Here is a 25,770-nt window from a genome sequence, read left to right as displayed (position 1 = left end):
CTTTTAATTAATTGTGAAAACTCTAAAGCCCTAAAGTTTCCATTCTTTCGGTTTAATGTTCTTGTCCATCCATTTCTTTAGTGGTGCTTTGTATGGAGTGGTAGCGATTAAATAATTATTATGCCAGCTCGCTGCTCCGGAACGAATCATTTCATCGATCAGGACTTGGATAAATTCTTCTGGCTGAAGCTGGAAAGAGTAGCGTGCAAAATCTTGGAACCAACCACACTTGAGTAGGTAGTTTCTGATTTCTTCTTTTGCCAAACCGTTTTTAATGATTAATGTGAATGAAAAAATCCTTTTGCAGGCATGCCATGCAATTTTTTCTGGCGTCTTGAGCCACTTTTCAAATCGTTCCCTTGCAGCATCGATAGAAGTCTTAGGATTCTCTATTTCAGATCCATGTCCTGAATATGCATGTTGAATACGGAGGGCGGATAACTGATCCAAACTTTCAAGTGATCGTTGGATAGACGAGACACCCTCTCGAAAAATATTTAACCAACCAATATCATTTTTATGAAAGAGATCCCCACATATTAATATCTCATCTTTAGGTTCATATAAAGAAATATGCCCTAACGTATGTCCTGGTGTGTGTAAGACTTTCAAAATTCTACTTCCTGTATGAATCTCATCATTTTCCGAGAGCTTTGTATCAACTCGATAAGGTTCTACAGGCTGATCTAACCATTCTGCACTACAAGATTCAGGGTCACAAGAATTAATTAAATCGGCGTCCCATTTATGAGCAGCAATCTTAACACCATACTTTTGTTGGAGATGAAAATTGCCTCCTACATGATCACTATGATAGTGCGTATTCACAATAAGGTGTAAATCTTCTGGTGATACGCCTACTTCTTTAATTAATTCCTCTGTCTCCTTCACATCACTCCCAAAACCAGTATCAATTAGGATTGGTAGCTGATCCTTAATAAGAATCATGTTTGCACTCGGAAATTTTCTTTCAAAGAAAATAATACTAGATTGCCCCATTAGTTATTCCTCCTAAATCTTGTGAACTAAAAGAACCTGATTGAGCGTTCATTCATTTGAATTTTATGCAGTACAATAATCCACAAACTTCTAATTTACATCAATATCAAATACCAAATTAGTTTCACAATTTTTCCATCTTTACTACTTCGATATACTTTCAAAAATACCTCTTTAATACAGACATGCAAATCGCTTATTCTACTTGGATCAACGCACTCCTCGTTAGTTTAAGGAGATGAATTATCTAAAATAGATATTCTATAAAGGATTGGTCAATACATTTTTTGGTATGGGCAATGAACTAAATCAATACACATTACATAATATAGATATTGGTATGAAATATTTAAAAAAGGATGATGTATAAAATGACATTGTTGATATTGTGAGTATTTCAGTAATGGGAACTGGAACCCCTTCAGGTGGCGGAGGAATACCTGAAGTCTGGGAAGATGATTATTTGGACATTGATCGCTGGGAGAATGACGGCGGTAGCAGTCTTCGGACAAGAATTGACCGCGGTCGTGATAGGTAAAGTAATATCTGCTTAGGATACTACTTTTAAATTTATACAGAGGGAGGCAACAGTCTCCCTTAAAAAACTCATTTGCAATTTATCATTGCAAATGAGTTTTCTTCACTGACTTACAGCTAGCTCTTTATTTAAATATCACTTATTCTATTTAACTGCTAACGTCGGAGTTGAATCTGCTGCTAATTCTGCTTGAAGATCCGTATATGGTAATCCATGTGCATCAGCTACCGCTTTATATACGATTTTACCATTTACTACGTTAATCCCCTTCGCTAAAACAGGATTATCTAAAGCAGCTTGGCGATAGCCTTTATTAGCTATTTGCAAACCGTATGGAACAGTTACATTTGACAAGCCCATTGTTGAGGTACGCGCGACAGCACCTGGCATATTCGCAACTGCGTAATGCACAACACCGTATACTTCATAAGTCGGATTACTATGAGTAGTAATTCGATCAATTGTTTCAATAGAACCCCCTTGATCTACCGCTACATCAACTACAACAGACCCCTCTTGCATCGTTTGAACCATTTCTTTTGAAACTAATTGTGGTGCACGTGAACCTGGAATTAGCACAGCACCAATTAACAAATCTGCTGTTTTCACTGCTTCAGCGATATTGTAGGCATTTGATGCAAGTGTACGAACACGTCCTTGGAACATATCATCTAATTGACTTAAGCGTGTAATATTAACGTCTAAAATTGTTACGTTTGCACCTAATCCTACTGCCATTTTCGCAGCATTCGTTCCGACAACTCCAGCACCTACAATCACTACATTTCCAGGTCCAACACCAGGAATACCACCTAAGAGAACTCCTTTGCCTCCTTTGGAATTTTCTAAAAACTGTGCACCAATTTGTACAGACATTCGTCCTGCAACTTCACTCATTGGAGTTAACAACGGTAATGCACCTGTATCTAATTGAATTGTTTCATAAGCAATTCCGGTAACTTTACTTTCAAGCAAAGCTTTCGTTAATTCTGGCTCTGGAGCTAAATGTAGGTATGTGTAGAGAATTAGATTCTCTTTAAAATATTTGTATTCCTCCTGAATAGGCTCCTTCACTTTAATCACCATATCAACGTCCCAAGCTTCCTTAGTTGATTTAGTAATTTGAGCGCCTACATCTAAATAATCTTGGTCTGTAAATCCACTACCTACCCCTGCACTCGATTCAATTATTACTTCATGACCACCTTTTTTGTAAGACACAACACCTGCTGGAGTAATTCCTACTCGATTTTCATTATTTTTTATTTCTTTAGGTACACCAATTTTCATTATTTTTCCTCCTACCTATTTTTTCATTAGTTTTGATTTATTACTACAAGTTTCATTTCTGTCATTTCCTCAATTGCATACTTCAGGCCTTCTCTTCCCATACCACTTTCCTTCACGCCACCATATGGTAGATGATCTAAACGGAATGTAGGAATATCATTTATAATGACACCACCTACATGGAGTTTTTGCGTTGCCTGTAAAGCAACATGGATATTATCTGTATAAACACCAGCTTGCAAACCATATCTGGAGTCATTTACTTGATCAAATGCTTCTTGAATAGATGTGAACTTCATAATAGATACGATTGGTGCGAATACCTCCTGACAGGAAACCTTCTGCTCCGATTTTACATTTAATAGTACGGTAGGTTGTAAGATATTCCCTTCAGATTCTCCACCAGTTGCAATAATTGCCCCTTGCCCTTTTGCTTCTTCAATCCAACTTAATGTCCGTTTTACATCTTGTGGACTGATTAAGGCTGAAACATCTGTTGTAGGATCTAGTGGATCACCGAGCTTCAACTCTTTTGTAGCTGCTACAAATTTTTCTAAAAACAAATCGTACATTTTTTCGTGAACATAGATTCGTTGAACTGAAATACATACCTGCCCTTGGAATCCAAATGCTCCGGATACGACACGTGGAATTAATTTATCAATATTAACATTTTCATCGATAATAACGGCCGCATTAGAACCCAATTCAAGCGTTACTTTCTTTAGGCCTGCCTGATTGCGTATGCCAATACCTACAGCGGGGCTACCTGTAAAAGAAATCTTTTTCACGCGATTATCCGTGACTAATTTGTTGCCAACTAAGGAACCTGCACCTGTAACGATATTTAACGCACCCTTCGGTAATCCTGCCTCTGCTAATAATTCACCAATAAAATAGGAGGTTAATGGTGTTTGACTTGCAGGTTTTAATACAACCGTGTTACCAGATGCTATTGCTGGCCCTACTTTATGCGCTACTAAATTCATTGGGAAATTAAAAGGTGTAATAGCTGCCACGACGCCTAATGGTTCACGAACCGTATAGGCAATGCGCCCTTCTCCACCTGGGGCAGCATCCACAGGAATTGTTTCTCCGTGTATTCGCTTTGCTTCTTCAGCAGCAAATTTATACGTTTGAATTGTACGCTGAACTTCAACTTTTGCGGTTGAAATAGGCTTGGCTGCTTCTAGTGCTATTAGCTCTGCTGCTTCTTCAGCACGTGCTTCTAATAAAGAAGATAATTTTTCAAGAATAATCGCACGCTTATACAAAGGCATAATCGCCATCGTTTTACGTGCAGCATCGGCAGCTACTAAAGCTGCTTCTACTTCCTCGACATTTGCCTTCGGTATTTCTGCAATGACTTCGCCACTATATGGAGAGCGTAATTCTGTATACTCTGCTGCCTCCACCCAATCCCCATTGATAAATAAATTTTTCTTCATCATAATTACCTCACATTTCGTATTACAACTTATTTGCCAATACCTGATTCTCTACTTCTTGAATCGCTTTTTCTAGAATATCTAATAAATCTCTTAACTCCTTTTGGCTTATTGATAATGGTGGTGAAAATACAACAATATCTTGAGCATCTAGTACAACAGAACGACATATTAATCCCAGCTTTGCTGCCTCTGTCACTATTTGCGGAGCGAGTAGTCTTCCTTCATTAGAGATTTCTATACCTGCCATTAAACCTAAACCTCTTGCATCTACAATAAATGGATACTTCGCTTGTAATACTTTTAACCCTGCTAATAGCTCTTGACCACGAATCTCTGAATTTGCTACTAAATTATCTTTTTCTATAATTTCAATGTTTCTCAACCCAACTGCACAGGCCATTGGATGACCACTATAAGTGTATCCATGCAATATCGTTCCTTCTGATAACTCAGAAAATTCTTTGTGTATTTTCTCTGAGATCATTACACCACCTAATTGTGCATATCCACTAGTAACACCTTTTGCAAAGCACATGATATCTGGTACCACATTAAAATGTTCCATCGCAAAAAACTTACCTGTTCTACCAAACCCTGTAATAACTTCATCAGTTATCATCAAAATACCGTACTCATTGCAAATTTCACGAATTTCTTTGAAATAATTATCCGGTGCAATATGCACCCCCCCCGCACCTTGTACTGGCTCAGTGATGAAAGCAGCTATTGTTTCGGGACCTTCAGTTTCAATCAAATCACGTAAAGCCTGTATGGAGAAATGATCTACGAATAGAAAATCCGGTGCATTAGAATTTGTAAAATCACGAAATGCTTTTAAACCCGTCGCACTTGTAGCACCAATTGCCACCCCGTGATAAGATTTCGATCTTGAGATAATTTTCTTCCGAGAAGTTACCCCTTTTAATATCCAATAATGACGAGCCAATTTATAGGCGCTATCATTGGATTCGGAACCACCAGACGTAAAAAATGTAGTATTTAAATCACCAGGTGCTAATTCTGCTAACTTTTTTGCTAATAGAATGGCAGGCTCATTACTAAACGTTGCGAAACAAGAACTGAAGGCTAATTTATTCATTTGTTCCTTCGCTACTTCACCAAGTTCTGTTCTACCATGGCCGATATTCACATTCCAAAGTGAAGACATACCATCAATAACTTTTTTACCTGTAATATCATACAGATAGACACCTTCTCCTTCTGTAAAAATAAATGCCGGTCCATTTTCCGTCTTTACTGGTGAAGTAGGGTGTAGAAAATGCTTTTGGTCTAACACTTTAAGTTCTTCAATAGAATAATTTCTTTTCATAAAAATACATCCTCTCTTTTAAATGTTTTAAACAATACACTCAATTAACTAAGCAATAAGCATTCCAACTACTAAAATGTAATTTACTTACATCTCGGAAATTAATCGGTTTAATTTTTAATTAATTTTGATCATTTAAATTATTTCGTTTATTCATTAAACTTGAGTCTTTTCTTTTAATCAGCTACCCAGATGGAAGCATTATGAGCGACACTATATTAGTTTAAAATGGAAATTTTCAAAAATTACGATGATTAACTCTCGCTCCACTTAATAATATAATTTGCCAAAACATTAGTTACTTCTACTACGCTATCTAAATGAACACATTCATCTGGTCCATGCATATTTTCTCCAATTGGCCCAAAGCACAATCCTTGTTTTCCGTAATACTGAGTAAATCGTGCATCATTTCCTGAAGCTCTTCCAACCGTATTTACTTTATGTCCCATGACATCTTCTGCATTTTCGATGAATAATTTTACAAAAGGGTTCTCAGGATCTTGGTGCCATGGTTCCGTTGACCATCCAAACCACTCTATAACAGGCGGATTTTTATCCATCCACTCATCGCCTAAGACCGATTTCATAATCGTGTCTTGTACTAGTTGCTTAATTTCTTCGCGAGTTTCCCCTGGGATAAAACCAATTCTTCCTTCGAGGATCGCTTCCCCAGGAACTGTCGATACCCAGTCCCCAGCTTTTAGTACACCTAAGTTTAAGTGAACGGACTGTCCAGATCCCTTTTCAAATAAATCAAACTTAACATTTTTAGCACGCCATTCACTTAATTCATCCAGCGCACTAAGGATTTTCATCATTTTTGAAATAGCATTTATGCCTTCATGCGCTAAACCAGCATGTGCTGTTCTTCCCTTTACGTACACTCGGAAATACATAATACCCCCATGACTTATTGTCATATTCAAATTATGTGGCTCTGTCGAAATGTACCCATCCGTTACGAAGCCTTCCTCCAAACATGCTAAAGCTCCACCTCCACCACCAGCTTCTTCTTCTATTACTGAATGTAGTTGAACATCTCCAGCAATTGGATAACCTAAATCAATTAATGTTTTCAATGCGAACCAATTTGAAATAAGTCCTGCTTTCATATCGGCAGAACCTCGACCGTATAACTTGTTTCCAATAATATCTCCACTCCATGGTTCTATCGTCCAGTTTGAATTTGGTTCTGGAGAAACAACATCCACATGCCCATGAATAGTTAAAGACTTACCATTTGAGACACCTTTATATATTCCAATAATATTTTTTCGGTCTTCAAACGGAATACCTGAATCAATAAACGCTTCATGAGCTGAAACTTTCTCATATTTTGGTTCAATCTCATGCGTAGTCAAGTTAAGTTCTTCATATTTTTTCTTCATGTATAATTGCATCTCTTGTTCATTGCCAACAACGCTTTTTATACGTACGACGTCTTGAATTATTCTAAATAATTCTTCTTTATTTTCTTCTATATACAGTCGAATTTTTTCTTTCAAAGCAATCACTCCTTTATTTACTTCTTGTTTCACTAAAAAGAGGGAGATTATCTAAGAGATTCTCATCCTCTAAATAGTTATTTCAAAACCTTAACCTACATTAAAAATCTCTTTATCCAATGACTCCAAGTCATCAATAGAGTCCATGCTTCCAAGTTCTTTTTTAAATAATCTTGTTATAAATAGCATATAAATGATTCCGACTATAAGCCAAACGATTCCGCCTATAAATGCATCAGCGTGTAGATGATACCAAAGAACTCCGGTAGCTAATGCTCCTAAAGAAGGCATAATTAAGTACTTAAACGTTTCGCTACCTGATCTTCTTTTCTGACGAATATAGAAATGAACAATAACAGATAGGTTAACGAATGTGAATGCAATTAATGACCCAAAGTTAATGACTGAAGCAATTAATTCTAAATTTGGTCCTACTGCAAATAATGATACGATTCCCGTCAAAACAATCGTAAAAACAGGCGTTCTAAATTTAGGGTGTAAGTATCCGAAAGTTTTTTTAGGAAGTACACCATTTCTGCCCATAACAAACAGTAAACGAGATGCACTTGCATGAGATGCAAGTCCTGAAGCTACAGTAGCTGCGAAAGCTCCTGCAATGAAAAATAGTTGGAAAAACTTCCCTCCCACGTATAAACCAATTTCCGGCAATGTATCATCTACATTTTTGAAAACAGAAACATCCGGGAATAAAGCTTGTGTATAGTAAGAAGCAATAAAGAAAATAGCTCCACCGATTAAAACTGTTAGAAGGATTGCTCTAGGAACTGTTGATGTATCCTTTGCTTCTTCCGTGTACATTGTTATTGCATCAAAACCGATAAACGAGAAAGCTACTACTGTTGCCCCGGTTAAGACGGTTATTAACTTCACATTTTCATGCGATAGTGGATTAATCGTGAATAAAGTACCATCTCCCATACCGTTATAAAGTTGTATAGAAGCAAGTATTATGAAGATACCTATTAAACAAATCGTGAAAACAACGAGTATAAAGTTTAAGCTGGATGTTGATTCCATACTATAAGCATTAATTGCAGTAACTACAATGACATAAGCAAAAACCCAAATCCAAACAGGTACATTCGGAAACAGAGATTCCATATATATCCTAATAATTAAAGCATTAACTAAAGGCAATAATAAATAATCTAATAATGATGTCCATCCGACGAGGAATCCTAGGTGAGGCCCCATTGTTTCCCGGGTGTATGTATATGCTGAACCAGCAACCGGAAATACTTGTACCATCTTTCCGTAACTAATCGCCGTCAATACCATTACTAACAAGGCGACAAGATACGCCATTGGTACTACACCATTTGTTAATTTTGATACAATTCCAAACGTGTCAAAGATCACTGTAGGCGTCATGTATCCTAATCCCAGTGCAACAATTGCCCAAACACCTAATGATCTTTTGAGCGTAGTTTTCTCTGTCATTTATCTATCCCCCTAGGATAATGAGTTGGTTTTCATAATGAAATTCCTTCATGTCTAGGCCTATGAATGCTTTTATTTCTTCTATTAAATCTACCGCAATGATTTTGTTTCCTTTAATTGCAAGAGCAGCTGGCTTTGCTTCATTTTCTAAACCTGTAAAAACTGCTTCACTCGAAATAACTTTATCGGCGATAACCATTAATAACTCCTCTTTTTACCTAAGATTCACTTCTAATGGAACTCTTATAACAGATGACTGAAAGCGCTTACATTGTTAAAGGAGTTGAATACCCGCAATAAACAATGGGCATCCACTGTTCGCCTATTAGAATAGTCGAACATAACTGACATAAGACTCATACTAATTTTAGCTTGTAATCTGGATTTTTCCATTCCAAAAGTGTCGCATATTCTAATGACTCAACATCCCCAGGTAAATAGCCTGGCATTACTTTATTTAATGCGTATCCGTTTTTCATTTGGAATGTTAATACAGGATCATATATTTTTCCTTTCATTACATCTACTGCATACTCATCTGCACTCATCTGCTCAGCATATTTATAGTAAAAAGGTATACGACCACCTACTAAGATACTTTCTAAGTTAAGTTTTTCACATATTCTTCTTCGACCATCATACAGATGACGCCCCAATTGTAACCCTCTAAAATCTTCGTGTACCCCAACTTCAATACCATATAGATTTCTACCATTAGGGTTATGATTTCGAATAAATCCTAAATCACAGATTTCAAAATATGAGTGACTATCTCCGTAATCTTCAAAATTTACAATTAGACTTAAAGCGGTTCCTACAATTTCACCGTTATATTCTAGACAAATTTGACCTTCAGGAAACAACTCAATCTGACTTTCAAAATGCTCATATTTTAATGACATATCAGGTCCAAAACACCTCATAGAAAGTGCTGCAACTTCAGCAAGATCTTCTTTTAAAATATTGCGGACAACTATTTCTTGTCCATTATTTTTTAAATGTACTTGTGGCATAATAAATTCTCCCCCTTATTTTATTGAAATGAAATTAAATTTTATTACTTTATTAATTGTGTAGACTTAATCCACATCCTTTATAAACTATGTATGGGAGAAAGTCAGTTTTTTGGAGAATGTAGATAAGTCTACTACAATATATTTAGTTACCTAGATTAGTAACAATTTTTTTAAAATTACTTTATATAGATCGATACAAACTTCTTCTCCAAGTACTCCTCAAGGCCGTACCAACCGCCTTCTTTCCCCATTCCACTTTCCTTCATGCCACCAAACGGAGCTTGTACAACCACAGGAGCTGGATCATTAATACCAACAATTCCGAACTCTAAAGCACGCATCATTCGTAAGCCTCGACCAATGTCTTGCGTGTAACAATAAGCTGCAAGACCATATTCAGGATGGTTTGCTCTTTCAACTACTTCTTCTTCCGTCTTAAACGTATAAATTGGTGCAACTGGTCCAAATGTTTCTTCTGTCGTAATCTGCATATTATCACTTGCATATTGAATAACAGTGGGTTCAAAGAAGTAACCGCTACCATTATTTAATGTAAATACATTTCCACCTGCAATTACTTTTCCATCGTGTTTCACAGCGTCCTCTACTTGACTTTTCACTTTTTCGAGAGCTGCTTCATTAATTAATGGACCGACATTTACGCCATCTTCTAATCCATTTCCTACAACTAATTTAGATACTTTTTCAGCTAACTTCCCTGAAAATTCATCAGCTACAGTTTCTGCTACGTAAATCCGATTTGTACTAATGCAGGTTTGACCTGAGTTAATAAACTTAGACAATAATATACCATTAACTGCGGCGTCAATATCTGCATCCTCAAACACAATATAAGGTGCGTGTCCTCCGAGCTCCATTGATATTTTCTTCACTGTATCAGACGAATCACGGATAAGTTTTTTCCCCACCCGAGTTGATCCAGTGAAGGTAATTTTACGAACATCTGGATTACTCGTCATCTCATTCCCAATTTCTTCAGCTAGGCCAATCACCAGGTTTGCAACTCCAGCTGGAAGTCCAGCTTCATGGAAGCATTCGAATACCTTTATCGATGAAAGAGGAGTTAAATCAGCCGGCTTTAAAACAATGGTACAACCTGCAGCAAGTGCAGGTGCGATTTTTCTTGTAATCATAGATAACGGGAAGTTCCATGGTGTAATTGCTGCACATACCCCTACAGGTTCACGAATTACCATTAAATGTTTATTTGAATCAGATGCCGGAATTGTTTCCCCATAAATTCTCTTCGCTTCCTCTGAATACCATTCTAGATACCCGATTGCACCAGCTACTTCACGAGTAGCATCAGCTAAAGGTTTACCATTTTCAAGCGTAATTGTTTCAGCTAATTCTTTTGATTTTTCTTTCATCAATTGAACCACTTTAGACAAGTAGTTGCTACGCTCATTTCCAGTTGTCTTACCCCACAATTCAAATGCTTTCTTCGCACTTTCGATTGCTTCTTTGGTTTCATTTTTTCCACCTGTAGCAACAGTTCCAATTAATTCTCCTGTCGCAGGATTGGTTACATCTAATTTATTTCCTGTATCTCGCCATTCACCGTTTATATAAAGCACTAGAAAACCTCCTATTATTTAATTATATCCCCCACTACTCAACTTACTTTATAGGAATAGTTTAGTTGAGTGTGTTTTTAAAAGCAGTAATCGAATCGTCTATAATTTGAATCATCTTTTCGATTTCTTCTTTGTTAATAATAAGCGGTGGTGCAATTGCTACAATTTGGTTATTGGCTCCAAGCGCTCTTAATATTAATTGACGATCGAAACATGCGTCAACTACCGCATTTGCTGGGAATACAGTTGGATTAAATAGTTTTCCACTTGTTGGATCTTCATATAGTTCAAATGCAGCTAGTAGACCAATTGCTCTGCAATTTGTTACAATGCTATGTTTTTCAGCTAAGTAATCTAATCCTATTTTTAGTTCTTTTTCCATTTCGTTCACGTGGTCAATAATATTATCACGCTCTAGTATTTCAATGTTTTTCAGACCAATCGCACAAGCAGTCGGATGGCCACTATATGTGAAACCATGTGGTATAACAGCATCGAAGTTAGCAATTGTTTCTCTAATTTCATCATTCATCATGACGCCGCCAAGTTGCGAATAACCACTCGTAATCCCTTTAGCAATTGACATCATATCAGGCACAACATTCCAGTTGTCTACACCAAACATTTTCCCCGTACGACCGAATCCACAAATAACTTCGTCTGCCATGAAAAGGATATTGTGCTCGTTACAAATTTTACGAACTGCTTCTAAGTAACCTTCTGGTGGAATATTAACTCCGCCCGCACCTTGTACAGGTTCAATAATAATTCCGGCAATCGTATCTGCACCTTCTCTTTCAATTGTTCCAAGAATTGAATCTGCAAAGTTTGGATCATTCTTATCACCTAACTCACTGTTTAGTAGGTGGGCAGTTGCACGAACAACTCCATCTATATTTGATGATGCGAACTTGTGGTATGCTGCAAGGCCTGTAGCTGTTTGCGCTCCTATTGTTACACCGTGGTAAGCATTCGTTAGCGCAATAATCTTTCTTTTTTCTGATTTTCCTTTAAGCTCCCAGTAGAAACGAGCTAATTTAATTGCTGTATCATTTGATTCTGACCCACCTGAAGTGTAGAATACACTATTTAAATCTCCTGGTGCTAACTCAGCTAATTTTTCAGCAAGAAGAATGGCTGGTTCATTTGAAAATCCTTTAAATGATGATGCATAGGCAAGAGTAGATAATTGACTATTACCCGCATCTGCAAGTTCTTGATTCCCATGTCCTAAGTTTACGTTCCAAAGCATTGACATTCCGTCGATGTAATCCACATCATCCGTACTTGTAACTGTAACTCCCTTACCTTTAGCAAAGATAATAGGCGATCCATTGTCAATTAGAGCCTTCGGATTTGTAGCTGGATGAAGCAAGTGCTTTTTGTCCAGTTCAGCTAACTCTACAGTTTTTGATTGTTGAGTAATTTTAGTTGTCATTGATAAAACCTCCATTTATATTATTATGTTCCTAAAAAATAGAAACTAATGAACTAGTTATTATTTTTTGAGTTTTCCTGTGAAGTAAAAAGTTAAACCGGAAAGCTCCATAGTGCTCAAGTAAAATTATTTTCAATATAGATGACACGCAATAAAATGTCTTTTAGATACTTCTTTTTTTAAGGGTGCTTCACTTTTGCATATATCTTTCATATACGGACATCGAGTATGAAAGACGCATCCCGCTGGGGGATTTAATGGGGAAGGTATATCCCCCTTCAAGATAATCCTATTCTTCTTTATCTGTGGATTTGGAAGCGGAACTGCAGATAACAAGGCTTGGGTATACGGATGAAGAGGTGAAGAAAACAAACTTTCGTTTGGTCCTTCCTCAACAATTTTCCCTAAGTACATCACACCTATTCGATCAGAAATATAACGAACGACACTTATATCATGAGAAATAAACAGGTATGTTAATTTAAATTCTTCTTGCAACTCTTGCAATAAATTAATAATTTGCGATTGGATGGACACATCAAGAGCAGATACAGGTTCATCAGTAATCACTATTTTGGGATTGACAATTAACGCCCTCGCCAAACCAATGCGCTGTCTTTGTCCACCGGAAAACTCATGAGGATACCGATAGTAATGATCTGCTTGCATGCCTACTTTATCTAAAATATCCATCATTTTTTCCGTACGCTCTTTTTTATTTCCAATAGAGTGGATAGCTAATGGTTCTTCTAGTATTTGACCAATACGGTTCCGCGGATTTAATGATGAAAATGGATCTTGAAACACCATTTGAATTTCCTGTCGCATTCTTCTAAGCGCCTTTTTTCCTGACAGCTGAAAGAGGTCTTGATTATTGTATATAGCCTTACCAGCCGTCGGATCAGTCAATCTTAAAATTGTCCTACCTGTAGTACTTTTACCACACCCAGATTCTCCCACTAAACTATAAGTTTCACCTTCAAATAATTGAAACGAAACATCATTAACCGCCTTCAACTCTCCCTTTACTTTACCCAACTTCCCGATTACACCATGTACGGGGAAAAATTTTTTTAAATTCTTTACATCTAACAATGGGGTTTTCTCATCACTAACTTGGAGTGACATAATAATCCACCTTCTCTTCTTGGGCAATTTTCTCTGAGTGCCAACACCTAACTTTTTGATTGTTATGATACTGTACTAAATCTGGTGCGTTTTTTTTACACACATCATCTGCATAGAAACAGCGGGGTGAAAAGCGACATCCAGTAGGTATCTCATCTAATGAGGGTACCTTCCCCTCAATTACATGTAATTTTTGGGATCTATCACTTTCAATGTGAGGGACCGACTTCATCAATCCTTTTGTATAAGGATGAAGTGGATTATTAAATAAGTTTTCAACACTTGCTTCTTCAACTATTTGGCCAAGATACATTACTACAACACGAGTACAAATTTCTGCAACAACTCCTAAATCATGTGTTATAAATATGACACCCATTCCAATATCAGAATTTAGCTGAATAATTAATTCTAATATCTGTGCCTGTATGGTTACATCTAACGCAGTTGTTGGTTCATCAGCAATTAATATTTTAGGTTGGCATGCGAGCCCTATGGCAATCATTGCTCGTTGTTGCATCCCACCTGATAATTGATGTGGATACTCTTTAACTCGTTTTTCGGGTGCTGGAATTCCAGTCAATTTAAGCATTTCTATTGTCTTTGCATAAGCTTCTTTTTTTGTAACATTCTGATGTAACATGATTGCTTCTGAAATTTGATATCCTATTGTGTACACTGGATTCAGTGAGCTCGCTGCATCCTGAAAAATCATAGAAATGTCATTTCCTCTTACTGTTTGCATTCTTGATTCTGAAAACTCCAACAAGTCTTCTCCTTCAAAGATGATTTCCCCTTCATACTTGGCTGTATACTTTTCGTCAAATAGTCGTAGAATCGACTGAGATGTAACACTCTTACCGCATCCCGATTCACCTACAACCCCCAATATCTCCCCTCCATGCAACTGAAAAGAAACACCATCAACTGCTGTAACTCGTCCACGTTCAGTCTGAAAGTGAGTCTTTAACTCTTTCACTTCCAATAGAAGCTTTTGTTGATTTCCCATGGTAATCCTCCTATCATCTGCATAGATTCTTCACTTTTATCACTTATAACTTATTACTCCAATTGTTTTTATGATTATCTTGATGTAATATATTCCTTAGTTTTTTACTTGTTTAACATGTGGATCTATTAAATCACGAAGACCATCCCCAAGTAAATTCAAGCCCAATACAGATAAAACAATTATTATTCCTGGAAAAACTGTCATCCACCAAGCATTAAATAAGACCAACTTTCCGTCATATAAAATGTTTCCCCAACTTGGATTAGGTGCTGGCACACCAGCACCTAAAAAACTTAATGCTGCTTCAGTAATAATTGCATCAGCAAAAATAAATGTACATTGGACGACAAGTGGTGAAATAGTATTAGGCATAATGTGTCGCCAGATAATCCTTGATGTACTAGCACCTTGCGCTTTCATTGCTTCGATATATGTTTGTTCCCTAATTACTAAGGCAGTGGACCGGATGATCCTTGCAACATAGGGGGTAAAAACAATACTTAAAGCAATGATTACATTTTTAGTTGTTGGGCCAATTGCAGCCATTAAAGCAATAGCCAATAAGATTGCTGGTATTGCCATTAAGCCATCACAAATTCTCATCAATACATTATCAAGGACACGATAATAACTCGCGTATAAACCGATAATCATTCCAACTACTGAAGACAATGCTGCAACTGAAAAACCAACCAACAATGTCTCTCTTGAACCGTAAGCAATACGTGATAGTAAATCACGCCCAAAATTGTCTGTACCTAAAAGATGGACTTCATTCGGTCCAATAAGGCGGTTGGTCACTTCCATTTCATATGGATTAAAGGGGGCAATCAATGGTCCTAAGAGGGCAAATATGATTATTAATATTATAATAATGCCCCCTGTAACCATCAGCTTGTTAGATAATAAACGCTTAGTGAATAACTTTCGTTGTTGTTCTTTTAATTCATGTTTTATATTTGATAATTCTGCACTTATTTTGCTAGCCTGCATACTTAACCCTCTTTCTATTTTCTTTCTAAACGGACACGCGGGTCAACAATCCCGTACAGTAAGTCGATTATCAGATTTATGAAAACAAATGAGAAGGTGACGAATAAAACAACGCCCTGTATGACTGAGTAGTCTCTACGTTCTACTGAATTAATAATTAGTTGACCGATACCCGGAATATTAAAAATTGTTTCAGTGACGACTGCTCCCGCTACCAAAGTTCCAAACGTTTGACCAATTACTGTTAATATGGGAAGAAAGGCATTACGTAGGGCATGTTTATACACTACGTTATGTTGTTTTACCCCCTTTGATCGCGCTGCTTTAATATAGTTTTTATCTAGCACTTCTAACATGGAAGAACGCGTCATGCGGACAATAAGGGCTGCTTGTATAGTACCAAGTGCTACAGCTGGCAAAATGAGATATTTTAAATGATTCCACAATCCCGCGCTTAACGGTTGATAACCAGCGACTGGTAGCCACCCTAACGTTACTCCAAATAATAAAACTAAAAGTAGACCAAATAAAAAGCTTGGTACGGACATTCCTAGTAAAGAAAAACCCATAATAGATTGATCTGTAAATGATCCTCGTCGATTAGCCGCAGCAATACCAATTGGAATTGCTATTAATAATGAAACCATCTCTGCTAAAATGGCCAGTGAAAATGTAGGCTTTAGATGTTCAATAATCGATTGTAAAACCGGTTCTCCCATAAAATATGATTCACCTAAATCACCTTTAAGTACACCCGTTATCCAATTTAAATACTGATCAAATAACGGTAGATTTAAACCTAGTTGCTCGCGTAAATCATTGATTTGCTGTTCAGTTGCCTCTGGACCCAAAATTACAGACGCTGAATCACCTGGGGTCAAGTGTATGATCATAAAAATGACTACTGAGACAATAAACAAGACTGGAATGAGTGAGAGAATCCGTTTTATTATGTAAATGTGCATTATTCATTCCCCCTCGATTTTGGATTCTTTAATTGTGCACCCATGATGTAGCTGTACTCTTATAAAACTCATATCTACTTATAAAAGTGGAGCCTAGTTAGGAGAAGAAACAGGCTCCAGATAAATTTGTTATGACTTACTTTTACTAAATCAACTAGTTAGTACATTATTAATGTATAACTTCGCATTTTAACTATTTTTTCAGTTTTACTTAGATAGGGAGCTCATAAGTAATACAACTCAATTCCTTCACCTAATCGTTTTTTTGTATAACAACTAACTTTACTCTAGCTTATTTTACTTAGATGACCGTCCTGAAAATCAGTTACGTGCTTTTCATACTAAACAAAATAACTATTTCATCGGGTATACCCTGCAATTAACTATTAATTATTTCTTATTTGTTGTTCGAAACATTCCAAAGTATGAGTCTACTATTTTTATTTTGCTCTTCAAAGTTCTCAATTGTATTTCTCATGGAGACAACTGCAACATAATCCCCTACCTTTATTACAGGAATGTATTCCCAGTACCATTGCTGCAATTCATCATATACATCTTTCGCATCCTCCAGAGATGCTTGACTCCTAAAATCCTTTGTTATCTTATCCAGATCGGCACTATCCGTCCATCCTGAATAGTTCTTGGACAAATATACATTTGAAGTTGGTTCAGGCACTGGTGTATTTCCCATAACGAAAATATCAAATGCTTTATCGTCTTCACGATGTTTTGATGCAGTTGCCCAATCATAAACTTCTAAGTTAACTTTCATCCCAATCTGACTGAGCTGTTCTTGAACAACAACAGCAGCATTATAATGTGCCTCATAATCTCGGTCTGTTAAAATAGTTATTTCTTCCCCGTTATAACCAATTTCCTTCAACGATTTTTTTGCCTTTTCTTGATTATTTTGGTTATAACGATCCTTACCAGCATCACTAGACCATTGACCTTTTTGATGATTCATCATCATTCCATGATTTTGTGTATAGTATTTATCACTCGTAAAGGCACCTATTAAGATTTTCTCCATATCAAGTGCTGTAGCAATTGCTTGTCTAGCTTTTACATTTGTAAATAGACCTGACCTTTTATTAAAGTAAATATTGAGAGATGCATCAGGATACTGATGATTTTTAATATTTTTATCGTTTTCTAAACGTTCTGCATTGTCTAAAGAAATCTCGTGAGCAATGTCATATTCACCAGATTGAATACCAGCCATCTGAGTAGAAGAGTCAGGTGTAAAGATTATCTGTAAATCCTTGACGAGCGCTTCTTTTTTACCAGCTAAGCCACTAGCAGGTTCACTTAGTGATTTATACTCATCGAAACTGGTAAGATGAACGCTTTGTCCCCTCTTCCACTCAACTAATTTATATGGACCTGTTCCAATATACTCTTTAACACTTACATCATCAGCATCTTCAATGACAGATTTCGGCATAATTGCAGCAAATCCTGTACCACCATAAGATAAGGTAACTAATGCAGTAGATAAACGTTCTGGCATAGTTAACACTACAGTGTAATCACCATCTGCAGTAAAGGTAGCATCTGTAAATTGTCCTCTACTTCCCACACCTTTTTTCCATCTCTCCATTGAAGCAACAACGTCTTCTGCCACCATTTCATCCCCATTGTGAAAAAGGATACCTTTTCTTAACTTAAAAGTAATTATTTTCCCGTCATCACTTTGTTCATAGGACTCCGCTAACATAGGGTGAATATTGAAATCGGAATCAACTGTAATTAAAGTTTCATAGACGTGTAACATAATATCTGTTGTAGCTATTCCGGTACTTACATGAGGATCAAGTACCGATGGTTCAGCAGGGTAAGCAACTTTTATTTCTCCACCTGAGTTTTCTTTCTTTCCTTTACCTTCAGTATCAGGACTACAACCAATTAATGCTAAAATCAATATAGTTATAAATACCATTTTCATTTTGTACATCATAATCCCTCTCTCTCAGTTTAGATAACCGCTGTTCAATTTATATTCTTTGTGTAAGCAGTAATCGTATCGGCTATAATTTGAATCATTTTCCTAACTCAACTTAATTTTTCATCACGATGAATTGGTGGTTCATTATAAATGGATTCTCCATTTATTTTAAATCATGACTTCTAATTTAATAGTTAGTTAAATTGGCTATCATCAAACCTTTCCAATATTTTCCCATTCAAATATGAAATCGTTTTTATACTATTCGATATTGCATTGTAAAAAATATGACTAACTTTGGTATCAACTAACTTCAAACTAAAATTAGTTTTAGTTTGAATTTTCTAACTATTCTTATTTATATGAATAGTATATCTTTACATTTTTATAATGTAAATTATAATATATATATGACTTCCATATATTTTATGAATACTAAAAGAAGGAGTTATCAAAATGAACCTTCATCGTTTACATTGTTTTATTACAGTAGTTGAGGAAGGTAGCATTACAAAAGCTGCTACTGCACTGCAAATGACCCAACCCCCCTTAAGTATTTTAATTAGGAAATTTGAACAGGAATTAAATGTTACTTTGTTTAATCGTTCAGGTAGATCTCTTGAATTAACACCAAGTGGAGTATTTTTATATGAACAAGGAAAAGAGTTACTTGATATATCTGAGAATACGGAGAAGAAATTAGTCGAGTTTCATGAAGGAATTAGAGGTACTGTGAAATTGGGTTGTACTACTTCCGCAAATCTATTTATTTTGCCAAATGTATTAAAAAAAATTCAAAAGGAAACTCCTAACATAGTTACACATGTTCGCGAAGGTAATACATCATATATTTTAGAAGAACTAAGAAGTCATAATATAGATATTGGAATTGTTCGAACTTCAGTGAGAGCGGAGGACATCCATACTTCAACACTCCTAACAGAACCTTTACTTTTAGCTCTTCCACCCAACCATCATCTATGTGAAAAAGATTCTATTGAGATTGCAGACTTGAAAAACGAACGATTTCTTTTACATTCAACATCTTATGGATCAGGCGTTGCTGATGATGTGATCGAGGCATGCCAAAATAGTGGATTTACTCCTAATGTCGTTTACTGGGGGACGGAAACATTACCAACACTTATGATGGTAATGGAAGGAGCAGGAATTTGTTTTGCACCTAGCTGTTTCAAGCTACTTAATTCACCTGATTTACCGGTACTTAGGCCACTAGCAAATCCAGTGTTACAAACAAAACTTAGTATAATTACAATTAGGGATCGTTACATGACATCGATTTCCAAACGATTTCTTGCGATTACCGAAGAGGTCGCAGTGAAAATGACAAGTATCCCCAATGCTTAATATATTTTAGAGGAATGGAGTTCAAGTTGAAATTTTCAGTAGATATTGCAGGATAAATCAAAATAAGCATTCTCACTTCAACATAAGTTAAGGTAAGATTGCTATATAATTTTTAACTTCTATACAAAAATAAAATGAATAGCCTGCATGAGGTAATAACAGGTTAAACTCCTTTAATAAGCCGTTATGTCATTCATTAATCGGGCTACAATACATCGAGAATCTATGCAAATTGATAATGAATTCATGCATTTACAAGAGTGGCTATATTTCTTAACTGTATCAAATCCTAGTGCCCCTATACTGTTTCAAGATTACCGATGAGGCAGTATGAAAAAAGGTTTGAAAATGCATGATAGCTGTTCAAATACATATTAGTAAATACGCGAAAGCGAATTTGATTATTCTTTTTAAACTAACAATTCCCTTACCAAAATAGCAGAAAACTCATTCGCAATTTAATATTGCAAATGAGTTTTCTTCACGGACGGATGCCTATCTCTTTACTTAGATATCACTTATTTTAATTACTCTAATTTAATTATTTTGCTCAAGGAATTGGTATATGGCCATCATCTCTTGTTTATTCAACTCACGAATACGGCTGAAAATCGGAATATGTGCAACTGCCTCAAGATTTAGGCTTTCAGAAACAACATCACTTACTTTGCCAGTTAACCATGTTTGTACGTCTATGCCTTCGATGATTTCTTTACGACCTTCATCATTGATGCCACTTTCATAACAACTAACACATGGTACCGATAATTTATACACGCCATCGTGGAGTCCATCTTCTGAAATTACTTTCTTCCCTTTACAGAAAGGACATTGATGACTTTTTTTAATCTTATTAATTTGAGTGACAATTTTTTTGTATCCAAAAGCTTCATATACATAGGTAAGCTTTTTGTATTTTCCATTGGTGAAATACTTTTCAATGATTGTTTCTCTCGTTTCAGTAATATTGTCAAAATCACAGATAGTGATCTGATTTTTCATACTGATGGATTCGATATTGCCGCTAATACTGCCCCAGAATGGTAGGACATTTTGCAAAACCATTTCATAATGGGCAAAGCTGCCCTGCTCCAGTTCAAACATTTTCAGAGCAACCTGTGCTTCTCTAGGTAATAGGGAAACATCTTCAGTCAAAGTCATATCACCGCCGACAATAGCCTTTAGTTTCTCTAGTATTTGTAACTGACCAACTGTTTCAATCACTTGATCAATAGGCTGCTGAATAATCTCACGAATATCTGTGTCGTTAAATTTTAGCTTTTTATGGTGGTTTAGCACGGTTCCTTGACAGATTGGACAGGTAATCATCTCTTTAGATGCTTTCATTTCCTCTTTAATAATCGATTTCGATACAACTATATAGCGTCCAATGATGAAATTAAAGCCTTCCCAAGTCCTTCTCGCCTTGCCTGCTTTATCATAAAATGACTTTTCCCAATATCCATATAAAAAGGTATGTTTTTCTTCTTCTGTCATGTCATTATAACTTTTACTTAGATCATGACCAAGCTCATTCTTAATTTCATCAAAGAGGAATTGCAATTTTGGATATTGATAGTATTCTAAAACCTTCATTACTTCTGGATGGAATAGACCATCCCAGAATGGCACGGTTTTGTCTTGAATAACAATATCAATATCAAATTTTTCTATCACTTGTCGGCCCGAGCAGGATGGACAATAATTTTCTTGATTATAGAAATCGAAGATACTCGTATTTTTATTGGTAGGATGAGCTGCCACAATATGGTTGATCATGCCACCCATTTCATATAGAAAACTATATTGACTATACAAATGACGTTCTAAATCAATGGCGATGACGGGGGCAATTGTTTCAGATTCGTACTCACCATATATCAAACGTGCCATTGATGATAAGCTTTTTAAGATACCACCCTTATAGACGTTTTCTGCATTTTTAAAATAGGCAATATGATTTTCTGTTAAATAGGTAACGCCATTTTGTTGATTGAGTGTTGAAGAAATTTGTATTGGAGCAACTCCATCTTCACTGTTTTTCCGACGATAATAGTCTTCATGACTGATAACATCCAAATGTCTCACAGGAGCAAGCTGTCTTTCTCCAAAATCAGCTATAAAATCGGAGTTTTCCAGCATATACGAATTATGTTCAATCATTATTATTGAGACGGATTCATCTTGCAAAATGCTTCTGAGACTATCGATGAATTGATTTAAAATATTTTGGGATAAACCTTTTGAAGGCTCGTCAAAAATAAAAAGCGTATGTGGGTTTCTAGAGTTGGTAAACAGCTCAGAAACTAAATGAACACATTGAAATTCACCAGTCGATAAGGACTGTGTTTTTCTTTCTAACGTCAAATAACCAAGACCAAGTTTGATCAATAAACTCAAGCGTTTATGAGCGATATCACCTTCTGGGAGTTCATCAATAATGTCTTCAATCGAGCGCTGAAAAATATCATCAATATCTTCACTATATTTTATGAGACTCCTTTTAATATCAAGAAACGTCGCAACTGTTGAACGACTCGTAATCGATTGGTTTCGTTCCTGCCCAACCATGACAATTTTATCTTTTGGATATCTCTTCAAAAAGTCTTGGGCCATACATTCATTTACAAGAGTCGATTTCCCACATCCTGATTCACCCGTAAAGGTTACAAGTCTGTTTTTGGGAATCTGAATTTCTTCCATTTGAATATTACGACAGTATAGATCTTTGAATTGATAGTATTCTGTTGGCAATGCCTCATTTCGTTCCCAAATGATTGGTTTGGGACGTGGTGATTCTTCAACAATTTTCCCGCCATATTTCCCACTACCTGGACCAAAGAACAATTGCTCATCCGTTGTGTCGAGCACTGTGTCAGAATGATCAATGAGCCATATTTGATTCTTATAGCCCAATTGTTTAATCTGTTCTAAAATTTTCAATAGTGTTTGATGATCAAGGCCTACCGAGATTTCATCAATAATAATAACGGTATTTTCACTTGATGCCATGAATTCTGCCAAGTATAGTCGTGTTAATTCTCCGCCTGACAATGTACCCATAATACGATTTAATGTTAAGTAACCGATATTCATATTGATCATATTATTGAGAATATGTTGTTTACCTTCACTAATATTTAAAACTTCTGCAAGAGATATAATAGATTCAATGCTTAAATCGTTGATATCAGAAATAGTATGTGGTTTACCAAATAATTCAATCATATATTGTTCAACTTCTGGGTTATAGCGCTTCCCCTTACACTTAGGACATTCGACATTTTTAGTAGTTCCGCGACCTTTACAACCTGGACACCAGCCTAACTCATTATTAAATGAAAAAACTTCTGGAGACAAATTGAATTTTTCAGCAAGAGTAACACGAATGTCTTTGAATACGCCTGTATGTGTGCCAATTGTAGAACGTGGATTAGAAGAGATTGATGATTTTCCAAGGAAAAGAACTAAAGGCATTTCTTCCATCTTGATAGCACTGAAATTTGTATCCATAATTGTAGGAAATAAATACTGATATTCAGCTTTTGGCAATAAAGAAACGAGACGCTTCTTGGATTCTTCGCCAATTGTTTGACAAAAAGTCGTTTTACCAGATCCAGACAAACCAGCAATTCCCAACGATTTATCTACTGGTAGTACGGCATCTAATTTGTTAATATTATTCGCAATTAATTGATTGATTTTCATAGTGATGCCCTCTCGATTCTATAAATTTAATATTGCCATAATTGTAAAATTTCAATTGAATTTGTTGCGCTTTTTTCGAATCGACATTCTCATACTTATTGTAGAGAATGATTTCTAAAACCGTTTTGAAGAAACAATTTAATGGTTCAATTCCAGCAATTAGTGATCCTTTTTTCAACGTAATCCATGCCATTAAAATGAGGCTTAACGTGTACCTGAAAAGCACCCGGTTTTAGAAAATCGTTTAAAGAATATTGGACGCACTTAAATTGCTCATTGATTTTAAATTTTGTTTTTCCATAAGGTGAGAAATAAAAAGGGCTTCTTTCTTGCTTCAGAAATGCCTCTTATCATAAAGAAAGAGCACAATTCTAGCTACAGAATTGCGCCCGATTGTTAAAAATTAGTTAATGAGTATAAACGATATATAATTATAATTTCTATTTGATTGATATATTCAAGTACCCAAAAGGTTAGTCCTGAAAATCAGACATACTAGAGAATGAAGAAATCATATTACAGCTCTGCTAATACTTTTCCAAGCTGATCACACATATTTGTCCAAGCATATTTAGCTCCCTCGATAGCTCCTTGGCGTGCTTTTGTTTCTTCACTAAATCCAGATTGATCTAGATGTAGATGGATAATTCCATCTGAACCATTTTTCAAAGTCCATGTAATAGTAGTGCTTTCCCCAGCACTTAACCAAGTGTAAGATAATGTATGAGGCTCGTCCACTTTGAGCACCTCGCAATCTACAATTCCATCCCACCACTCATTTGGCTCAGCTCGGAATTGGAATTTATGTCCCACGATTGGTTTGAAATCATTTTTCCATATCCATTTCGCTAGTGTATCCGAATCTGTTAAAGCATTCCACACCTGCTCGATTGAATTTGTAAATTGAAAATCTAATGATACATCTGGTTTCATTTTTTGTTCCTCCAATATAAGATTTAATTTGATAATTCTTTCTTTCCAGAATCCTTCGTAAAAAGATACCCAATCTTTTATTTCTTTCAACGGAGTGGCATTCAAGCGATACCTCGTCTCTCTACCAACCCTTCGAGCAATTACAAGATCAGCATCTTTAAGAATAGCCAAATGCTTAGAAACTGCTGTACGGCCCATTTGAAAATGAACCGTTATCTCATGTAGGGGTAATTCTTCAACATCTGATAACATTCTTAGTAATTTTCGCCTTGTTGGATCCGCAACAGCGTCATAAACATCCCTTACTTGGCTTTTATCGTTCAAAATCACCCCCACCTTTTCAATATTATTTCCTGTATTGTTGTCGATTAAACTTCATATTAACCTAATAGGACACCTTTTAGTGTCAAATTGATTATAGGACACCAAATGGTGACATGTCAACTTCCCCTGTTATTCCATTATCTGGACCTTTAATAGAGTAAGGGATGATTATCATGAAGACTTATTGCTCCATATGTCTCCATAAATTTACTAGTTGATTACCATTTCAACTCAGAGAAAGTGGTCTTATTAGATTCTTTAAGATTAGATTCAGTCAACAAGTCTAACTTAGATTTATGCTTATTTGTCTTTTTGGATTTAAAACTGCCTTCAATATAAACAATCATATTAGTCTCTATTTTGACTTATGAAATAACTAATAACATTTATAAAACTAACGCTAACAATCGCTATAAATACATAGAAAGTAATCGCATCTCCACCTAAATTGAGTTCGTCCACAATGATTCCATCCATAAATAATAATTGAGTAGACAATAAAACGTTTACGATAGATATACTTACAACTGTAAGTGCATTAATAAAGCGTTTCCGAACTTTTGGTAAGTTGATTGCTATAAAAAGAAGTATTGAGATCAAGAGAATCATTATAAAAAGTGGCCTAAATAGCGTAAAAACTCCGTCAATTTCAAACATTTCATATGTATACATTTATTTCTCTCTCCTTTTATTTTTCCCCTGATAGTACTTAGATAAAACGATGGCGTACCCTGTAATATTCATACAGAATACGCCAAT

21 protein-coding genes and 1 pseudogene are annotated in these 25,770 nt (G+C 35.9%); 2 read left to right on the top strand and 20 right to left on the bottom strand.

All coding sequences use genetic code 11. From position 1 onward, the window contains the following. Positions 1–30: 30 nt before the first annotated feature. A complete protein-coding gene (locus AC3IS5_RS10730) occupies positions 31–999 on the bottom strand; it encodes an MBL fold metallo-hydrolase (protein ID WP_489424399.1) in 969 nt (322 codons plus the stop codon). 403 nt (positions 1,000–1,402) lie between these two features. On the opposite strand from AC3IS5_RS10730, the gene AC3IS5_RS10725 reads away from it, so the two are divergent. Further along, positions 1,403–1,537: a hypothetical protein gene (locus tag AC3IS5_RS10725; RefSeq protein ID WP_489424398.1), complete on the top strand. Its 135-nt coding sequence runs from the start codon at positions 1,403–1,405 to the stop codon at positions 1,535–1,537. 144 nt (positions 1,538–1,681) lie between these two features. Here the strand turns inward: AC3IS5_RS10725 and ald are convergent, their stop codons facing one another. From ald to AC3IS5_RS10655, 14 genes are all read right to left on the bottom strand, one after another. Then, on the bottom strand, positions 1,682–2,827 hold the full coding sequence (gene ald / locus AC3IS5_RS10720) for an alanine dehydrogenase (protein WP_489424397.1): 1,146 nt from the start codon (positions 2,825–2,827) through the stop codon (positions 1,682–1,684). 26 nt (positions 2,828–2,853) lie between these two features. Then, on the bottom strand, positions 2,854–4,275 hold the full coding sequence (locus tag AC3IS5_RS10715; protein WP_489427860.1) for an aldehyde dehydrogenase family protein: 1,422 nt from the start codon (positions 4,273–4,275) through the stop codon (positions 2,854–2,856). A 22-nt stretch (positions 4,276–4,297) separates the two neighbouring features. Next, positions 4,298–5,608 (bottom strand): aminotransferase family protein, encoded by a 1,311-nt coding sequence (locus tag AC3IS5_RS10710; protein WP_489424396.1) that lies wholly within the window; start codon positions 5,606–5,608, stop codon positions 4,298–4,300. Positions 5,609–5,862: 254 nt separating this feature from the next. Then, on the bottom strand, positions 5,863–7,116 hold the full coding sequence (locus tag AC3IS5_RS10705) for an ArgE/DapE family deacylase (RefSeq protein ID WP_489424395.1): 1,254 nt from the start codon (positions 7,114–7,116) through the stop codon (positions 5,863–5,865). A 90-nt stretch (positions 7,117–7,206) separates the two neighbouring features. Beyond that, complete coding sequence (locus AC3IS5_RS10700; RefSeq protein ID WP_489424394.1) at positions 7,207–8,577, bottom strand: APC family permease; 1,371 nt, start codon at positions 8,575–8,577, stop codon at positions 7,207–7,209. A 4-nt stretch (positions 8,578–8,581) separates the two neighbouring features. Continuing rightward, positions 8,582–8,776, bottom strand: coding sequence for a hypothetical protein (locus AC3IS5_RS10695; protein WP_489424393.1), 195 nt, complete (start codon positions 8,774–8,776; stop codon positions 8,582–8,584). Positions 8,777–8,933: 157 nt separating this feature from the next. Continuing rightward, the gene (locus AC3IS5_RS10690; RefSeq protein ID WP_489424392.1) at positions 8,934–9,590 is read right to left on the bottom strand and encodes a GNAT family N-acetyltransferase; all 657 of its coding nucleotides are present in this window, start codon (positions 9,588–9,590) and stop codon (positions 8,934–8,936) included. Between the two features lie 179 nt (positions 9,591–9,769). Next, a complete protein-coding gene (locus AC3IS5_RS10685; protein WP_489424391.1) occupies positions 9,770–11,191 on the bottom strand; it encodes an NAD-dependent succinate-semialdehyde dehydrogenase in 1,422 nt (473 codons plus the stop codon). Between the two features lie 61 nt (positions 11,192–11,252). Further along, the gene (locus AC3IS5_RS10680) at positions 11,253–12,629 is read right to left on the bottom strand and encodes an aminotransferase family protein (protein WP_489424390.1); all 1,377 of its coding nucleotides are present in this window, start codon (positions 12,627–12,629) and stop codon (positions 11,253–11,255) included. A 132-nt stretch (positions 12,630–12,761) separates the two neighbouring features. Then, a complete protein-coding gene (locus AC3IS5_RS10675; protein WP_489424389.1) occupies positions 12,762–13,757 on the bottom strand; it encodes an ABC transporter ATP-binding protein in 996 nt (331 codons plus the stop codon). Continuing rightward, complete coding sequence (locus AC3IS5_RS10670) at positions 13,741–14,766, bottom strand: ABC transporter ATP-binding protein (RefSeq protein ID WP_489424388.1); 1,026 nt, start codon at positions 14,764–14,766, stop codon at positions 13,741–13,743. The genes AC3IS5_RS10675 and AC3IS5_RS10670 overlap by 17 nt, the downstream gene beginning before the upstream one ends. Before the next feature lie 96 nt (positions 14,767–14,862). Further along, complete coding sequence (locus tag AC3IS5_RS10665) at positions 14,863–15,762, bottom strand: ABC transporter permease (protein ID WP_489424387.1); 900 nt, start codon at positions 15,760–15,762, stop codon at positions 14,863–14,865. 14 nt (positions 15,763–15,776) lie between these two features. After that, positions 15,777–16,727: an ABC transporter permease gene (locus AC3IS5_RS10660; RefSeq protein WP_489424386.1), complete on the bottom strand. Its 951-nt coding sequence runs from the start codon at positions 16,725–16,727 to the stop codon at positions 15,777–15,779. 397 nt (positions 16,728–17,124) lie between these two features. Next, positions 17,125–18,687, bottom strand: coding sequence for an ABC transporter substrate-binding protein (locus AC3IS5_RS10655; RefSeq protein WP_489424385.1), 1,563 nt, complete (start codon positions 18,685–18,687; stop codon positions 17,125–17,127). 447 nt (positions 18,688–19,134) lie between these two features. On the opposite strand from AC3IS5_RS10655, the gene AC3IS5_RS10650 reads away from it, so the two are divergent. Further along, positions 19,135–20,046, top strand: coding sequence for a LysR family transcriptional regulator (locus AC3IS5_RS10650; RefSeq protein WP_489424384.1), 912 nt, complete (start codon positions 19,135–19,137; stop codon positions 20,044–20,046). Positions 20,047–20,583: 537 nt separating this feature from the next. Here the strand turns inward: AC3IS5_RS10650 and AC3IS5_RS10645 are convergent. The 5 genes and pseudogenes from AC3IS5_RS10645 to AC3IS5_RS10625 all read right to left on the bottom strand — a co-directional run bounded on the left by AC3IS5_RS10645 (position 20,584) and on the right by AC3IS5_RS10625 (position 25,683). Further along, positions 20,584–23,754, bottom strand: coding sequence for an ATP-binding cassette domain-containing protein (locus AC3IS5_RS10645; RefSeq protein ID WP_489427783.1), 3,171 nt, complete (start codon positions 23,752–23,754; stop codon positions 20,584–20,586). Further along, complete coding sequence (locus AC3IS5_RS10640) at positions 23,726–23,932, bottom strand: hypothetical protein (protein WP_489427782.1); 207 nt, start codon at positions 23,930–23,932, stop codon at positions 23,726–23,728. The genes AC3IS5_RS10645 and AC3IS5_RS10640 overlap by 29 nt, the downstream gene beginning before the upstream one ends. A 338-nt stretch (positions 23,933–24,270) precedes the next feature. Next, positions 24,271–24,687, bottom strand: coding sequence for an SRPBCC family protein (locus AC3IS5_RS10635; protein ID WP_489427859.1), 417 nt, complete (start codon positions 24,685–24,687; stop codon positions 24,271–24,273). A 138-nt stretch (positions 24,688–24,825) separates the two neighbouring features. Then, positions 24,826–24,939 (bottom strand): annotated as a pseudogene (locus AC3IS5_RS10630) (ArsR family transcriptional regulator); the annotation flags it as partial. Positions 24,940–25,359: 420 nt separating this feature from the next. Next, positions 25,360–25,683 carry a hypothetical protein gene (locus AC3IS5_RS10625; RefSeq protein WP_489427781.1) on the bottom strand — a complete coding sequence of 108 codons (324 nt, stop codon included), beginning with the start codon at positions 25,681–25,683 and terminating at the stop codon, positions 25,360–25,362. Positions 25,684–25,770: the final 87 nt, after the last annotated feature.

Source organism: Viridibacillus sp. KH_047 (genome assembly GCF_057838945.1).
The sequence above is the reverse complement of the archived record's forward strand: the minus strand, read 5'-3'. Positions and strand labels throughout refer to the sequence as shown.

Coding starts and splice junctions, on each gene's coding strand:
- AC3IS5_RS10730 (WP_489424399.1), bottom strand. CDS start 999: ATGGGGCAATCTAGTATTATTTTCTTTGAAAGAAAATTTCCGAGTGCA.
- AC3IS5_RS10725 (WP_489424398.1), top strand. CDS start 1,403: ATGGGAACTGGAACCCCTTCAGGTGGCGGAGGAATACCTGAAGTCTGG.
- ald (WP_489424397.1), bottom strand. CDS start 2,827: ATGAAAATTGGTGTACCTAAAGAAATAAAAAATAATGAAAATCGAGTA.
- AC3IS5_RS10715 (WP_489427860.1), bottom strand. CDS start 4,275: ATGAAGAAAAATTTATTTATCAATGGGGATTGGGTGGAGGCAGCAGAG.
- AC3IS5_RS10710 (WP_489424396.1), bottom strand. CDS start 5,608: ATGAAAAGAAATTATTCTATTGAAGAACTTAAAGTGTTAGACCAAAAG.
- AC3IS5_RS10700 (WP_489424394.1), bottom strand. CDS start 8,577: ATGACAGAGAAAACTACGCTCAAAAGATCATTAGGTGTTTGGGCAATT.
- AC3IS5_RS10695 (WP_489424393.1), bottom strand. CDS start 8,776: ATGGTTATCGCCGATAAAGTTATTTCGAGTGAAGCAGTTTTTACAGGT.
- AC3IS5_RS10690 (WP_489424392.1), bottom strand. CDS start 9,590: ATGCCACAAGTACATTTAAAAAATAATGGACAAGAAATAGTTGTCCGC.
- AC3IS5_RS10680 (WP_489424390.1), bottom strand. CDS start 12,629: ATGACAACTAAAATTACTCAACAATCAAAAACTGTAGAGTTAGCTGAA.
- AC3IS5_RS10675 (WP_489424389.1), bottom strand. CDS start 13,757: ATGTCACTCCAAGTTAGTGATGAGAAAACCCCATTGTTAGATGTAAAG.
- AC3IS5_RS10670 (WP_489424388.1), bottom strand. CDS start 14,766: ATGGGAAATCAACAAAAGCTTCTATTGGAAGTGAAAGAGTTAAAGACT.
- AC3IS5_RS10665 (WP_489424387.1), bottom strand. CDS start 15,762: ATGCAGGCTAGCAAAATAAGTGCAGAATTATCAAATATAAAACATGAA.
- AC3IS5_RS10660 (WP_489424386.1), bottom strand. CDS start 16,727: ATGCACATTTACATAATAAAACGGATTCTCTCACTCATTCCAGTCTTG.
- AC3IS5_RS10655 (WP_489424385.1), bottom strand. CDS start 18,687: ATGTACAAAATGAAAATGGTATTTATAACTATATTGATTTTAGCATTA.
- AC3IS5_RS10650 (WP_489424384.1), top strand. CDS start 19,135: ATGAACCTTCATCGTTTACATTGTTTTATTACAGTAGTTGAGGAAGGT.
- AC3IS5_RS10645 (WP_489427783.1), bottom strand. CDS start 23,754: ATGAAAATCAATCAATTAATTGCGAATAATATTAACAAATTAGATGCC.
- AC3IS5_RS10635 (WP_489427859.1), bottom strand. CDS start 24,687: ATGAAACCAGATGTATCATTAGATTTTCAATTTACAAATTCAATCGAG.
- AC3IS5_RS10625 (WP_489427781.1), bottom strand. CDS start 25,683: ATGTATACATATGAAATGTTTGAAATTGACGGAGTTTTTACGCTATTT.